This window comes from Luteimonas aquatica (assembly GCF_022662575.1).
Taxonomy (GTDB): Bacteria; Pseudomonadota; Gammaproteobacteria; order Xanthomonadales; family Xanthomonadaceae; genus Luteimonas; species Luteimonas aquatica.
In genome coordinates, this window is the sequence record NZ_JALBFU010000002.1 from 531228 (window position 1) to 544618 (window position 13391).

Consider the following 13391-nt stretch of genomic DNA (forward strand, 5'->3'; position numbering starts at 1 on the left):
GCGCCCGCGCGCCGGCGCAGTCGCACGAGGCGGCGAGAAGCCCGCGCGCCCGCCGCCGTCCGCCCGGCGCAACGCTGCATCGCGCGCGCCTTCCGGGAGCAGAGTCGGGACTCCAATCCTGCTATGCGATAATTGCTGCATCGCGGCAAGCCCCGTGCTTCCACCGCCGATCCCATCCACCCAGCGCTGTCCAGGCAGCGGGTCATCAGGAGTGTGTGCAGTGTCAGGATCCCAGAAACTCGACCAGGTCACGTTGAACGCCGGCGACAAGTCGGTGGCCCTGCCGGTGCTCAAGCCGACGCTCGGCAACGACTGCATCGACATCGCCAAGCTCAACAAGGAAACCGGACTGTTCACCTACGACGCGGGCTTCACCGCGACGGCGAGCTGCAAGTCCGCGATCACCTACATCGACGGCGACAAAGGCGTGCTGCTGTACCGCGGCTACCCGATCGAGCAGCTGGCCAAGGATTCCAGTTTCCTCGAGGTGGCCTACCTGCTGATGAACGGCGAGCTGCCGAGCAAGGCCGAATTCGCCGCCTTCGACGACGAGGTGACGCATCACACGATGATGCACGAGTCGCTGAAGAACTTCCTGCACGGCTTCCACTACGACGCGCATCCGATGGCGATCCTGTGCGCCTCGGTGGCCTCGCTGTCGGCCTTCTACCACGACACCCTGGACCTCAACGATCCGGAGCAGCGCCGCCTGGCCGCGATCCGCCTGATCGCCAAGGTGCCGACCATGGCCGCGGCCGCCTACCGCTATTCGATCGGCTGGCCGATCCGCTACCCGCGCAACAACCTCGAATACGTCGACCGCTTCCTGCACATGATGTTCGAGGTGCCGAGCGAGCCGCTGCAGATCAGCCCGGTGGTCGCCAAGGCGCTGGACCTGCTGTTCATCCTGCACGCCGACCACGAGCAGAACGCCTCCACCTCCACCGTGCGCCTGGTCGGCTCCACCGGCGCCAACCCCTACGCCTCGGTCGCCGCCGGCATCGCCGCGCTGTGGGGACCGGCGCACGGCGGCGCCAACGAGGCGGTGCTGAAGATGCTGGCCGAGATCGGCGACGCCAAGAACGTCGAGAGCGCCGTCGCCAAGGCCAAGGACAAGGATTCCGGCTTCCGCCTGATGGGCTTCGGCCACCGCGTCTACAAGAACTTCGACCCGCGCGCCAAGATCATCCGCGAGATGACCCACAAGGTGCTGGGCGAGCTCAACGTCGACGATCCGCTGCTGGAAGTGGCGCTGAAGCTGGAAGAGGCGGCGCTGAAGGACGAGTACTTCATCCAGCGCAAGCTGTACCCGAACGTCGACTTCTACAGCGGCATCATCTACAAGGCGCTGAAGATCCCCACCGAGATGTTCACGGTCATGTTCGCCATCGCCCGCACCGCCGGCTGGGTGGCGCACTGGCTGGAGCAGCAGGTCGATCCGGAAGCCAAGATCGGCCGTCCGCGGCAGATCTACACCGGCAGCGACGTGCGCGACTACGTGGCGATCGACAAGCGCTGAGGCATGCCCGAGGCGGGCGCCGGCGCGGCCTGGTCCGGACGGCGTCCGCTGCGCGGCTTCGCCGCGTTCAAATGGCTGGTGTACGCCCTGCTGGCGGCCAACGTCCTGCTGTACGGCGTGCACGGCACCCCGACCGAGCAGGTCGACACCGGGGCCTGGGTCGTACTGCTGCTCCTGTTCGAATGGGAGACCGGCGGATGGAGGACGTCGCCGCGACTGCGGCGCTGGCTGCATGCCTTGCGCATTCCCGCCGCCGGCGCGGTGCTCTGGGCCTGCTGCGACTATGCCCTGGCGGGGGAGTGGCTGGATTTCGGCAACGCGCTGACCTGGCTCGGCGTCGTGGCGATGCTGGAGCTGGAAGTGCGCATCCCGCCGCGACGCCTGCTGCTGCATGCGCTGCGGCGCTGGATCGCGATCGCGCTGTACCTGACCCTGGCCGGATTCCTGTTCGCCTGGCTCGTGCTCGGCGCGACCGAGGGCGGCGCGGCGGTCTGGCTGGATGCCTGGGACGCGCTGCTGTGGCTGGTGGCGTTCGTGGTGATCGAGCTCAACGTGTTCGGCTTCCGGCAGTGTCCGGCGGCCCCCTGAACCGCTCCGCGTCGTCCCGGGCCGCCGTGCCCACGCATTGCCGAGCGCGCCCGGCGTCGGACAGGATGTCCTTGGGTGGCGAATGGCGCGCCGGACGGCGCGGGATTTGACATCGCGGTCCACCGGGGGTAATTCCTGAGCGCTCAGGATTTCCACGGGAGGACGAGCGATGACATGGAAAGCGATGATTGCCGGAGGCCTTCTGGCGCTCGGCAGCGGGATGTTTTCCTTCGCGCAGGCGCAGGACGTCGATCCGGCGTGCATCGAACGATGCCAGGCGCGCATGCTCGAGTGCATGGATCGCGGCGGCGGCCGGACCGAATGCATGGCCGATTACCGGAATTGCCTGGACGCCTGCCCGGCGGGCGTCGCCGTCCTGGGGCTGGAAGCGGACGCCGTCGCCCAGGCGCGCTGCCGCGTCTCGCCTGGTTTCGCCGCGAGCGGCGAAGTCTCGCTGGGTTTCGCCGCGAGCGGCGAAACGCGCGGCTACGCGGCCATCGACAAGCGCTGAGGTTTCACCAAGGCGGCGGCGCCGCCATCTGGCTCGATGCGCCGCTCACTGCGGCGCGTCACCCTCGACGGCGTAATCGTCCAGATACACCGGCGGCAGGCGCGCGGCCTCTTCCAGCCATTCGCGCAGCGCGGGGCGCGCGAGCATCGACGACATCCAGGCCCGGGCCAGCGGCCAGCGCGCGGTGTCCGGCGCGTGCGCGGCCAGGCGCACGACGGTGGGCGCGAAGGCCAGGTCGGCCAGCGACAGCGCGCCGGCCAGATGCGGCCCGCCGCTGGCCGTCAGCTCGTCCTCCCAGACCGCGAACAGCCGCTGCGCCTGCGCGTGCTCGCCTGCCGTCATCGGCCGGCGGCGGGGATAGAACGCGCTCTCGAACGACAGCCTGGCGCACAGGCCGGAGAGTCCGGAATGCTGCCAGGCCAGCAGCGAACGGACATGCGCGCGCGACCTGATCTCGGCGGGGAGCAGCCTGCCGCCCGACAGTTCGTTGGCGTATTCCATGATGGCGAGCGAGTCGTAGACGACCGTGCCCTCGTCCACGAGCACGGGGACGGCCGCCGGCGGCGAGAACGCGCCGATCCTGGCGAGATTGCCGTGGCGCTGCGGCTTGCGGATGTCGACCACCTGTTCCTCGAAGGCGATCTCCGCTTCGCGCAGCGCCAGCCAGGCGCGCAACGCCCAGCTCGACGCGTTGCGCGTGCCGCTGTAGAGAATCCGCGCCATTACGGCGCGGATTCGTAGCCGGCGATTTCCTCCTCGGCCAGCAGATGCCGCAGTTGCGCGGCGGAGGCGCGCTTCATCGGCCGCTCGTCCATGCCCGAGAGCGGGGCCTGGCGCAGCGCGTCCTCGGGCAGCACGGTCAGGTCGAAGGACAGGTCCTCGGCGCTGAACACCCAGACCGGGAAATCACCCTCGCGCGCGCGGTCCAGGCGCAGGTGGCGGCTGCGCGCGTGGGCGGGGATGCGGTGTTCCTCGATGAAGCGCGCCACGGCTTCCGCGTCGTCCGCGTACAGCTGCAGCGCGATCGGCGAGTTGCCGTCGGCGGTCCCCTCCAGCACCGGGCCGACCAGGCGGGGGTCGAAGCCGGCGAAGAATTCCAGCGCGCGCAGGGCGGCCTCGCGGCGCACGCGCAGCGCGTCGCGCTGGCTGCCGCCGACGAACAGGCGCTGGTACTCGCGCAGCGCGTCCTCGATCTCGCGGTTGCGCGGCAGCGAGGCGTCGTCGTGGATGCCCAGCCGGTTGGCGGCCTTGAGCTTGGCCTGGTGGTAATCGCGGATGCCGCCTTCGGCCATCAGGCGGGCGGCTTCATGGGCGAGCCGGCGACGGCGTTCGCGGGTTCGCGTCTCGGCGTGCTGACGGGCGTGGTGCATCGCATGCTCCCGGTCCTAGCCTGCGCGCGACTGTACACGAAGTTGTATGCATGTCCACCCAACGCGGCCGTCGAAAACGTGCTCGTCGACAACGTGCCCACCGAAAGCATGCCCGTCGAAACCTCGGGCGCCGCGCCTGCGCTGGAGAGGCGACGATGCCGGCCGGCGCCGGCGGCGCCGGGCGGGAACCCGGAGGCTCAGAAGATGTCGAACGCCTTCTCGTCCGGCGCCTGGTCGAGATCCTCGTTGGTATAGGTCTCCATCCGCTCCAGATCCTCGGCCTTGACCCATTCCACGATGCCGCCGCTGCCGCCGGGGATCAGCGTGCCGTTGGCGGCCACGGTGACCTTGACCATGCCCTGGGGCGGATCGTTGCGCGCGATCGGCACGTCCTTGAGCGCCACGCGCATGAAGTCGATCCAGATCGGCAGCGCGGCCTTGCCGCCGTATTCGCGGTAGCCGAGCGAGCGGAAGTCGTCGCGGCCCACCCACACGGTGGTGACGAGATTGCCGCCGAAACCGGAGAACCAGGCGTCGCGGTGGTCGTTGGTGGAGCCGGTCTTGCCGCCGACGTCCTCGCGTCCGAGCACCTTGGCCGCCGTGCCGGTGCCGCGCTGGACCACGTCGCGCATCATCGAGACCAGCTGGTAGGCCACGCGCTCGTCGATGGCGCGCGGCGCCAGCGGCGTGCCGGGCGGCGGGGGCGGTGCCGCCACGGCGGCGGTGTCCGTCTCCTTGCCGCCCTTCTTGTCCTTGGCGCCCTTGTCCTTGTCGGGCTTGGCGGCGGTGTCCTTGTCCGCGGCCGGCGCGGCGGCCGCGCCTGGGCCGAGGTTGAAGCCGTCGACGACATTGGACACCTGGATCGCCTGCTCGCCGGAGCCGGGGCTGCAGGTGCGGCAGGCGGTCGGCGGCTTTTCCTTGAAGATCACCTTGCCGTCGCGGTCCTTGATCTCGTCGATGAACCAGGGGTTGATGCGGAAGCCGCCGTTGGCGAACACGGCATAGCCGCGCGCGACGTCGAGGGTCGGCAGCGAGGCGGTGCCCAGCGACATCGACAGGTTGGGCGGCAGCAGCGCCTCGTCGATGCCGAAATGGCTGATGTAGCGGCGCGCGTAGTCCACGCCGATGGCGTCGAGCAGGCGCACCGAGACCAGGTTGCGCGACTGCACCAGCGCCTCGCGCAGGCGCATCGGGCCGGCGAAGTTGCCCGAGTCGTTCTGCGGGCGCCACATCTGCCCGCGGCGCATGCGGAACACCACCGGCGCGTCGAGCACGATCGAGGCGGGGTTGTAGCCGCGCTCGAAGGCGGCGGCGTAGAGGAAGGGCTTGAAGCTGGAGCCGGGCTGGCGGCGCGACTGGGTGGCGCGGTTGAACTTGCTGCCGGCGAAGCTGAAGCCGCCGACCAGCGCGCGCAGGGCGCCGGTGTCCGGTTCCAGCGAGACCAGGGTGGCCTGCGCGCGCGGCAGCTGTTCCAGGCGCCAGCTCACCGTCACCGCGGGCGGCGTCTGCGGCGCGGCGTCGGCGTTCGCGCTCTTGCCGGCGTCGGCCGCGGGCGTCTTCACCGGCGTCTCGACCTTGCGCACGCGGGCGACGTCGCCGCGCGCGAGCAGGGCGGAGGGCGCGCGGCCGGTCCAGCGGCTGCTGGCGGCATCGAGGGTGAGCGTGGTGCCGTCGGCCAGCACCAGGTCGGCGGTGCCGGCGCCGCTGCGCAGCACCAGCGCCGGCAGCAGGCCACCCTGCGCCACGGTGCCGCGCAGGCGCGCGGCCGCGGTGGCGGCGTCCTCGCCGGGCGGCAGGTCGAAATGCTGCTCGACCTTGGTCCAGCCGTGGCGATGGTCGTAGGTGGCCAGGCCGTCGCGGATCGCCTTGTCGGCGGCCGCCTGCATGACCGGGTCGATGGTGGTGGTGACGTGGTAGCCCTTGGTGAGCACGTCGCCGCCGAAGCGGGCGATCATCTCCTGGCGCACCATTTCCGCGACGTAGGGCGAGTACACCTCCACCGGGCGCTCGTGCGGGGCGGCGTGCATCTGCGCCGTCTTGCCTTGCGCGGCCTCGTCGCCGCGGATGTAGCCGAGCTCGGCCATGCGGTCGAGGATGTAGTCGCGGCGCAGCTTGTTGCGCTCGGGGTTGCTGATCGGGTTGCCGCTGGAGGGGAACTTGGGCGTGCCGGCCAGGGTGGCGATCTCGTCCAGGCTCAGCTGGTCGAGCGGCTTGCCGTAGTAGTACTCGGCCGCCGCGGCGACGCCGTAGGCGCGGTTGCCGAAGAAGCTCTTGTTCAAGTACAGCTCGAGGATCTCGTCCTTGCTCAGCTCGCGCTCCATCTTCATCGCCAGCAGCATTTCCTGCAGCTTGCGCATGTAGCTGTATTCGGAGCTGAGGAAGAACTGGCGCGCCACCTGCTGGGTGATGGTCGAACCGCCGGGCACGCGCTGGTCGTTGGTGGTGGCCAGCAGCCAGACGGCACGCGCGACGCCCTTGTAGTCGATGCCGTGGTGCTTGTAGAAGCGGCTGTCCTCGGTGGCGATGAAGGCGTCCTTCACGCGCTGGGGGACCTTCTCGATGGTGATCGGGTAGCGCCGCATCTCGCCGAACAGCGCCATCAGGCGGCCGTCGCGGGCGTAGACGTACATCGGTTCCTGCCATTCCTCGTGCCGCAGCGTCTCCACGTCGGGCAGGCGCGAGGAGATCACCAGGTACAGCGTGCCCAGCGCCAGTCCCCCAAGGACCGCCGCGGCGACGCAAGCGATGAGTGTCCAGCGCAACAGGCGACGAAAACGTGACATCAAGCGGATTCCCGGGGCGTGTAACAAGGGTGTCGTGGCCGCGGAAGTATAGAGGACCGGCCTGATCCGGCCCGGAACGGGGCCGTCGCCGGCGTCACCGCGCCGGGGCGGACCCCGGCGCGGGGCGGCCGGAGGTCCGCCGGCCCGGTGCCGGCGGCATGGCCCGCCGGCTCCCGTGCCGGGCGCCGGCACGAGGCGTGAAGAAGGTCTTCACGCCCGGCCGCCCCCGGTCCAAATGCGGGCATGCGACACGCTCCGAGAACTTGCCGGTTGCCAGAGGGTGAAAAGTCCGTTATCTAGTTCGGCGGGGCACGACGCGCTGAGCGCGCCCGTGAAATGGGGAGAGATTGTGGGGTTACTCAAGAAGAGCCAGGTACCTCTGGTTGGGGTCGATATCAGCTCGACCGCCGTAAAACTGGTGCAATTGTCGCGTGCGGGCGAGCGTTACCGCGTCGAGCATTACGCCATCGAGCCGCTGCCGGCCAACGCCGTGGTGGAAAAGAACATCGTCGAGATCGACGCCGTGGCCGGCGCCGTCCGCCGGGCGTTGACCCGTTCGGGCAGCAAGGCCAAGCATGCGGCCGCGGCCGTGGCGGGGTCGGCGGTGATCACCAAGATCATCCCGATGCCGGCCGACCTGGACGACGAGGAGATGGAGTCGCAGGTCGAGCTGGAGGCCTCCAACTACATTCCGTACCCGATCGAGGAAGTGAACCTCGACTACGAGGTGCTCGGCGCCATGCCCGGCAACGGCGAGATGGTGCAGGTGCTGCTGGCCGCCTCGCGCTCCGAGAACGTCGAGCTGCGCGCCTCGGCGCTGGAGCTGGGCGGACTCGCGGCCAAGGTCATGGACGTCGAGGCGCTGGCCATCGAGAACGCCTTCGCCCTGGTCTCGCATTCGCTCAACCTGCCGCACGGCGGGCTGGTGGCGCTGGTGGACGTGGGCGCGAGCACGACCACGCTCAACATCCTGCGCAACGGCCGTAGCCTGTACAGCCGCGAACAGGCCTTCGGCGGCAAGCAGCTCACCGACGAGGTGATGCGCCGCTACGGACTGAGCTACGAGGACGCGGTCCTGGCCAAGCGCCAGGGCGGGCTGCCGGAAAGCTACGCGATCGAGGTGCTGGAGCCGTTCAAGGAAACGCTGGTGCAGCAGGTCGGCCGCCTGCTGCAGTTCTTCTATGCGGGCAGCGAGTTCAACCGCGTCGACCAGATCGTCCTGGCCGGCGGCTGCGCTTCCATCCCGGGGCTGGCCGAGATGGCGGTGGAGCAGCTCGGCGTGCCGACCGTGGTCGCCAACCCGCTGGCGCAGATGACGCTGGGCGGACGCGTGCAGGCGCACATGCTGCAGCAGGACGCGCCCGCGCTGATGATCGCGGTGGGCCTGGCCTTGAGGAGTTTCGACTGATGGCGCGCATCAACCTGTTGCCGTGGCGGGCCGAACGCCGCAAGCAGCGCCAGAAGGAATTCGGACTGATGCTCGGGCTGTTCGCGCTGGGCGGCGTGTTCCTCTGGTTCCTGGTGAACAGCTACTACAACGCCCAGATCGCCGGGCAGAAGGAACGCAACGCCTACATGGAGGCGCGGATCAAGGAAGTGCAGAAGCAGATCGACGAGATCAAGGAGCTCGACGAGAAGAAGGCCCGCCTGCTCAAGCGCAAGGAGATCATCGAGAAGCTGCAGTCGGACCGCTCGAAGATGGTGCACCTGTTCGATTCGCTGGTGCGCACCATTCCCGACGGCGTGGTGCTCACCTCCATCGGCCAGACGGGCGAGAAGCTCACCCTGGAAGGGCGCTCGCAGTCCAATGCGCGCGTCAGTACCTACATGCGCAACCTGGAGAGTTCGGGCTGGATGACCAAGCCGGAACTGTCGATCATCAAGGCCGAGGGCGCGGTCAAGGGCCTGCCCTACGTCTTCACGCTGATCGTGACGACGGCCAATCCGAACGCGCCGCGCGACGAGGACGGCGACGGCATCCCCGACGCGCCGCCCGCGCAGGCGCCCGGCGCCCAGGGTGCGGACGCGCCCGCCGCCGGCGCCGCGCCCGCCGCGACGCCCCCGGCCGCCAAGCCGGCCGAGGCCAAGACCGCTGCAGGAGCCACGCCATGAGCCAGAAAAAGGTGTCGGTGAAGCAGCTGGACATCAACAGCATCGGCAGCTGGCCGCGCAAGTTCCAGATCGGCTTCTGCGTGCTGGTCAGCCTGGTGCTGTTCGGCCTGATGTGGTGGCTGCTGACCAGCGACAAGGGAACCGAGCTGGAAGGGCTGGAGGGCAAGGAGACCGAGCTGCGCGCCAAATTCGAGAAGGATCAGGGCCGCGCCGCCAACCTCGGGCCGCTGAAGCAGCAGCTGGTGCAGATGGAGCAGCAGCTGCAGCAGATGCTGCGGCAGCTGCCCAGCAAGACCGAGATGCCGGACCTGATCACGGACATCTCGCAGACGGCGCTCGCCACCGGCATCCGCAACGAGCTGTTCCAGCCCGAGGCCGAGACGCTGAAGGAGTTCTACGCCGAGAAGCCGATCAAGCTGGAGATGGTCGGCACCTACCACCAGTTCGGCGCCTTCGTCAGCGGCGTGGCCTCGCTGCCGCGCGTGGTCATCATGACCATGCACAACATCTCGCTGAAGCCGGCCAACGCCAGCAAGGATCCGCTCGCCTCGCTGCGCCCAGGCGGCAGCCTGCGCCTGGCCGGCACGGTGAAGACCTACCGCTACCTGGACGAGCAGGAGGTCGCCGAGCAGGAGCGCCTGGCCGCCGAGGCCGAGAAGGCGGACAAGTCGAAGAAGAAGAAGAAAAAGCCCAAGGCCAGCGACGGGGAGGGGACCTGAGATGCGCATGATCATCGCTTTGCGCCCCCTGGCCGCGCTCGCCGCAGTGCTGACGCTCGCCGGCTGCGGCCGCAGCATCACCAGCACCCCGGGCGATGCGCCCAACCTCGAGGAATGGGTGGCCGAGATCAGGGCCAAGCCCGCGCCGCCGCTGGATCCCTTGCCGGTGATGCAGCAGTTCGAGACCTTCGAATACGCCGCCCAGGCCCTGCGCGACCCCTTCAGCGACGCCTTCACCGACGAGGACTCGGGCAGCGGACCGCGCCCGGACTCGCACCGGCGCAAGCAGCCGCTGGAGCAGTTTCCGCTGGATACGCTCGACATGGTCGGCATCATCCAGGCCGGCGGCATCGTCGCGCTGGTGCAGGCGCCGGACAAGGTCGTGTACCGGGTGCAGCCCGGCATGTACATCGGCCAGAACGATGGTCGTGTAACATCGGTCAGCAAGGATCGGATCGATCTTGTTGAATTGGTTCCAGATGGCGCAGGGGGCTGGCTGGAGAGACCGGCATCGGTCGCGCTCGAAGACAAGTGACTAGGGGAGAGCAGATGTTTGTTAAAAACAAGTTAATCCTGCGGCAGCGCCGAGCTACGGCCCTGCGCGCGGGCACGGCAGGACTGGCCGTCGGCCTGTTCGCGGCCTTCGGCGGCGTCCATGCCGCTCCCATCGGCGGCGCCACCGCGCTGCCGGTGTCCGCGCAGTCCGTCGCGGCCAACGCCGGCGTCGATCCCGCCAAGCAGCTCCCCGGCGGCGTGTCGATCTCCAAGCTGGACTTCAAGCGCGGCGACGGCGGCTCCGGCAAGCTGATCCTGCGCTTCAGCGGCGACGGCGCGGTGCCCGACATGCGCACGCAGGGTTCCAGCGTGGTCATCGACGTCGGCAACGCCAACCTGGCGCCGGCGCTGCAGCGGCCGCTCAACGTCACCGACTTCGCCACGCCGGTGCAGCGCATCGACGTCAACCAGGTCGGGACCGGCTCGCGCATCGTGCTGGCCACGCAGGGCACGTTCGAGCCCATGGCCTACCAGACCGGCCGCGACTACGTGGTCGAGATCGTGCCGCGCGCGGCTGCGGCGCCCGCCGACCGTGCCGTCGGCGCGGCCACCACGACCGCTGCCGGCGCGCAGCAGGTCGCCGGCGACGCCACGCGCATGTACACCGGCCGTCCGGTCACCTTCGATTTCCAGAGCATCCCGGTCCGCACCGCGCTGAAGATCATCGCCGACGAGGCGCACCTGAACATCGTCGCCTCCGACACGGTGCAGGGCGAGATGACGCTGAGCCTGGACAACGTGCCCTGGGACCAGGCGCTGGACATCGTGCTGCAGGCCAAGGGCCTGGACAAGCGCCGCAACGGCAACGTGGTCTGGGTGGCGCCGCAGGCGGAGATCGCCAGCTCCGAGCAGGCCAAGGCCGACGCGCGCATCGCCATCGAAGAGCGCGCCGAGATGGTGACCGAGTACATCCCGGTCAACTACGCCAACGCCGAGGACATCGCCAAGCTCCTGACCGAGGAGAGCAAGGGCGGTGGCGGCGGCGGTGGCGCCGGCGGCGGGCAGAGCCGCGGCTTCCTGTCCACGCGCGGCAGCATCAGCTTCGACCGCCGCACCAACACGCTGCTGATGATCGACATCCCGCAGCGGGTGCAGACCGTCAAGAACCTCGTCAGCCAGCTCGACCGTCCGGTCGACCAGGTGGTGATCGAGGCGCGCATCGTGATCGCCAACGAGTCCTTCGCGCGCGAGCTGGGCGCCAAGTTCGGCATCAGCGGCAGCAACAGCGGCAGCCGCGACGCCAACGGCCAGCTCGTGGGACGCGACCGCTTCTTCAGCGGCGGCCTGGACAGCAACGGTGCCAACATCAACTCGGTCGCCAACGCGCAGAACCAGTACACCGAGGCGCTGAGGACCTTCAACGAGGCCTATGCCACCTGGGTGTCGGGCGGCAAGCAGGGTCCGCAGCCGATCGCGCCGAACAGGATCGTGCCGGGCATCACCCGCGGCCTGAACGTCAACCTGCCGGTCACCAATGCCGCCGGCGCGCTGGCGCTGTCGATCCTCAACGCCGGCTACCTGCTCGACATCGAGCTGTCGGCGCTGCAGCAGGAACAGCGCGGCGAGGTGATCTCCAACCCGCGCGTGGTCACCAGCAACCAGCGCGAGGCGGTGATCAGCCAGGGCCGCGAGATCGGCTACATCACCGTCACCGGCGGCCAGAACGCCAACGTGCCGACGGTGCAGTTCAAGGACGCGCTGCTCGAGCTGAAGGTCACGCCCACCATCACCAACGACGGCCGCGTGTTCCTGGCCATGGCGATGAAGAAGGACGAGATCGCCGACTACACCACCATCGCCGGCCTCGGCTCGGTGCCGAACCTGGCCAAGCGCGCGATCAACACCGCGGTGCTGGTCGAGGACGGCCAGACCGTGGTGATCGGCGGCGTGTACGAGTTCAACGACCGCAACGACGTCACCAAGGTGCCGTTCCTGGGCGATCTGCCGATCATCGGCAACCTGTTCAAGAAGAAGGGACGCTTCAAGAACAAGGCCGAGCTGCTGATCTTCGTCACGCCGAAGGTGCTGCGCGTGGCCCAGCGCAACTGAGCGCGGCATGCGATCCACCGGACGGGGCCTGCGGGCCCCGTTCGCGTTTGGCGTCGCCGTTTCCTTAACGGATAGGCGGCCGGCCGGAACCTGCGGCCGCCGAATCAGTCAAACTCGGCCCGACGCCAGACCCGCGTCGCCGCCCGCATCGACATGGATACCGCCGCCCCCTACGACGTTTCGCCGGACCTTTCCCGCCTGCACGGCTTGTTCCAGGCCCTGCGCGAGGACCTCAGCAGCGAGATCGTCGGCCAGTCCGCGCTGATCGAGCGGCTGCTGATCGCGCTGCTGGCCGATGGCCACCTGCTGGTCGAGGGCGCGCCCGGCCTGGCCAAGACCACCGCCATCCGCGCGCTGTCCTCGCGCATCGAGGCCGACTTCGCCCGCGTGCAGTTCACCCCCGACCTGCTGCCGGCCGACCTCACCGGCACCGAGGTCTGGCGCCCCCAGGACGGCCGCTTCGAATTCCAGCCCGGGCCGATCTTCCATTCCGTACTGCTGGCCGACGAGATCAACCGCGCCCCGGCCAAGGTGCAGTCGGCGCTGCTGGAGGCGATGGGCGAGCGCCAGGTCACGGTCGGGCGCCAGACCTACGGGCTCTCGCCGCTGTTCCTGGTGATGGCCACGCAGAACCCGATCGAGCAGGAAGGCACCTTCCCGCTGCCGGAAGCGCAGCTCGACCGTTTCCTGATGTACGTGCGCATCGGCTATCCCGAGGCCGCGGCCGAGGCCGAGATCCTGCGCCTGGCGCGCGAGCGCGCCAGGCAGGCCCAGCAGCCGGCGCGCGCGCCGGCGACCAGGATCGCCGCGGCGGACGTGTTCGCCGCGCGCGGCGCCGTGCTCGACCTGCACGTCGCGCCGCAGGTGGAACGCTACCTGGTGGAACTGGTGCTGGCCTCGCGCGATGCGCGGCGCTACGACGCCGAGCTGGCGCGCCGCATCGGCTGGGGCGCCAGCCCGCGCGGCTCGATCGCGCTGGAGCGCTGCGCGCGGGCGCGCGCCTGGCTGGCCGGCCGCGATTTCGTCACGCCCGACGACGTGCGCGCCATCGCCGTGGACGTGCTGCGCCACCGCGTGCTGCCCAGCTACGAGGCCACGGCCGAGGGCTGGGACGGCGAGCGGCTGGTGCGCGCGCTGCTGGACAAGGTGCCGCTGCCGTAAGGCGCGGCGTCGATCGCTACCGTC

The 13391-nt window shown here is 69.4% G+C and carries 12 protein-coding genes; 9 read left to right on the plus strand and 3 right to left on the minus strand.

From position 1 onward, the window contains the following. Positions 1-220 precede the first annotated feature (220 nt). The 3 genes from MD221_RS08495 to MD221_RS08505 all read left to right on the plus strand — a co-directional run bounded on the left by MD221_RS08495 (position 221) and on the right by MD221_RS08505 (position 2618). Positions 221-1519 carry a citrate synthase gene (locus tag MD221_RS08495; protein ID WP_242110431.1) on the plus strand — a complete coding sequence of 433 codons (1299 nt, stop codon included), beginning with the start codon at positions 221-223 and terminating at the stop codon, positions 1517-1519. Positions 1520-1522: 3 nt separating this feature from the next. Next, positions 1523-2107: a hypothetical protein gene (locus tag MD221_RS08500; RefSeq protein ID WP_242110433.1), complete on the plus strand. Its 585-nt coding sequence runs from the start codon at positions 1523-1525 to the stop codon at positions 2105-2107. Between the two features lie 169 nt (positions 2108-2276). Then, positions 2277-2618 (plus strand): hypothetical protein, encoded by a 342-nt coding sequence (locus MD221_RS08505; protein WP_242110436.1) that lies wholly within the window; start codon positions 2277-2279, stop codon positions 2616-2618. Positions 2619-2663: 45 nt separating this feature from the next. Here the strand turns inward: MD221_RS08505 and MD221_RS08510 are convergent, their stop codons facing one another. From MD221_RS08510 to MD221_RS08520, 3 genes are all read right to left on the minus strand, one after another. Then, entirely contained in the window at positions 2664-3341 is a 678-nt protein-coding gene (locus tag MD221_RS08510) for a glutathione S-transferase family protein (RefSeq protein WP_242110453.1), read from the minus strand. Next, positions 3341-3988, minus strand: a complete 648-nt coding sequence (locus tag MD221_RS08515; RefSeq protein ID WP_242110463.1) for a hypothetical protein — start codon at positions 3986-3988, stop codon at positions 3341-3343. Before MD221_RS08515 ends, MD221_RS08510 begins: the two co-directional genes overlap by 1 nt. Before the next feature lie 197 nt (positions 3989-4185). Further along, positions 4186-6771 carry a penicillin-binding protein 1A gene (locus MD221_RS08520; protein WP_242110473.1) on the minus strand — a complete coding sequence of 862 codons (2586 nt, stop codon included), beginning with the start codon at positions 6769-6771 and terminating at the stop codon, positions 4186-4188. Positions 6772-7120: 349 nt separating this feature from the next. Between MD221_RS08520 and MD221_RS08525 the strand changes: the two genes are divergently transcribed. The 6 genes from MD221_RS08525 to MD221_RS08550 all read left to right on the plus strand — a co-directional run bounded on the left by MD221_RS08525 (position 7121) and on the right by MD221_RS08550 (position 13367). Continuing rightward, complete coding sequence (locus tag MD221_RS08525; RefSeq protein WP_242110475.1) at positions 7121-8179, plus strand: pilus assembly protein PilM; 1059 nt, start codon at positions 7121-7123, stop codon at positions 8177-8179. After that, on the plus strand, positions 8179-8883 hold the full coding sequence (locus MD221_RS08530) for a PilN domain-containing protein (protein WP_242110477.1): 705 nt from the start codon (positions 8179-8181) through the stop codon (positions 8881-8883). The genes MD221_RS08525 and MD221_RS08530 overlap by 1 nt, the downstream gene beginning before the upstream one ends. Beyond that, positions 8880-9602, plus strand: coding sequence for a type IV pilus inner membrane component PilO (locus tag MD221_RS08535; protein ID WP_242110479.1), 723 nt, complete (start codon positions 8880-8882; stop codon positions 9600-9602). Before MD221_RS08530 ends, MD221_RS08535 begins: the two co-directional genes overlap by 4 nt. A gap of 1 nt (position 9603) precedes the next feature. Further along, complete coding sequence (locus tag MD221_RS08540; protein WP_242110480.1) at positions 9604-10137, plus strand: pilus assembly protein PilP; 534 nt, start codon at positions 9604-9606, stop codon at positions 10135-10137. A 14-nt stretch (positions 10138-10151) separates the two neighbouring features. Further along, on the plus strand, positions 10152-12206 hold the full coding sequence (locus MD221_RS08545) for a type IV pilus secretin PilQ (RefSeq protein WP_242110489.1): 2055 nt from the start codon (positions 10152-10154) through the stop codon (positions 12204-12206). A gap of 153 nt (positions 12207-12359) precedes the next feature. Further along, on the plus strand, positions 12360-13367 hold the full coding sequence (locus MD221_RS08550) for an AAA family ATPase (RefSeq protein ID WP_242110498.1): 1008 nt from the start codon (positions 12360-12362) through the stop codon (positions 13365-13367). Positions 13368-13391 lie beyond the last annotated feature (24 nt).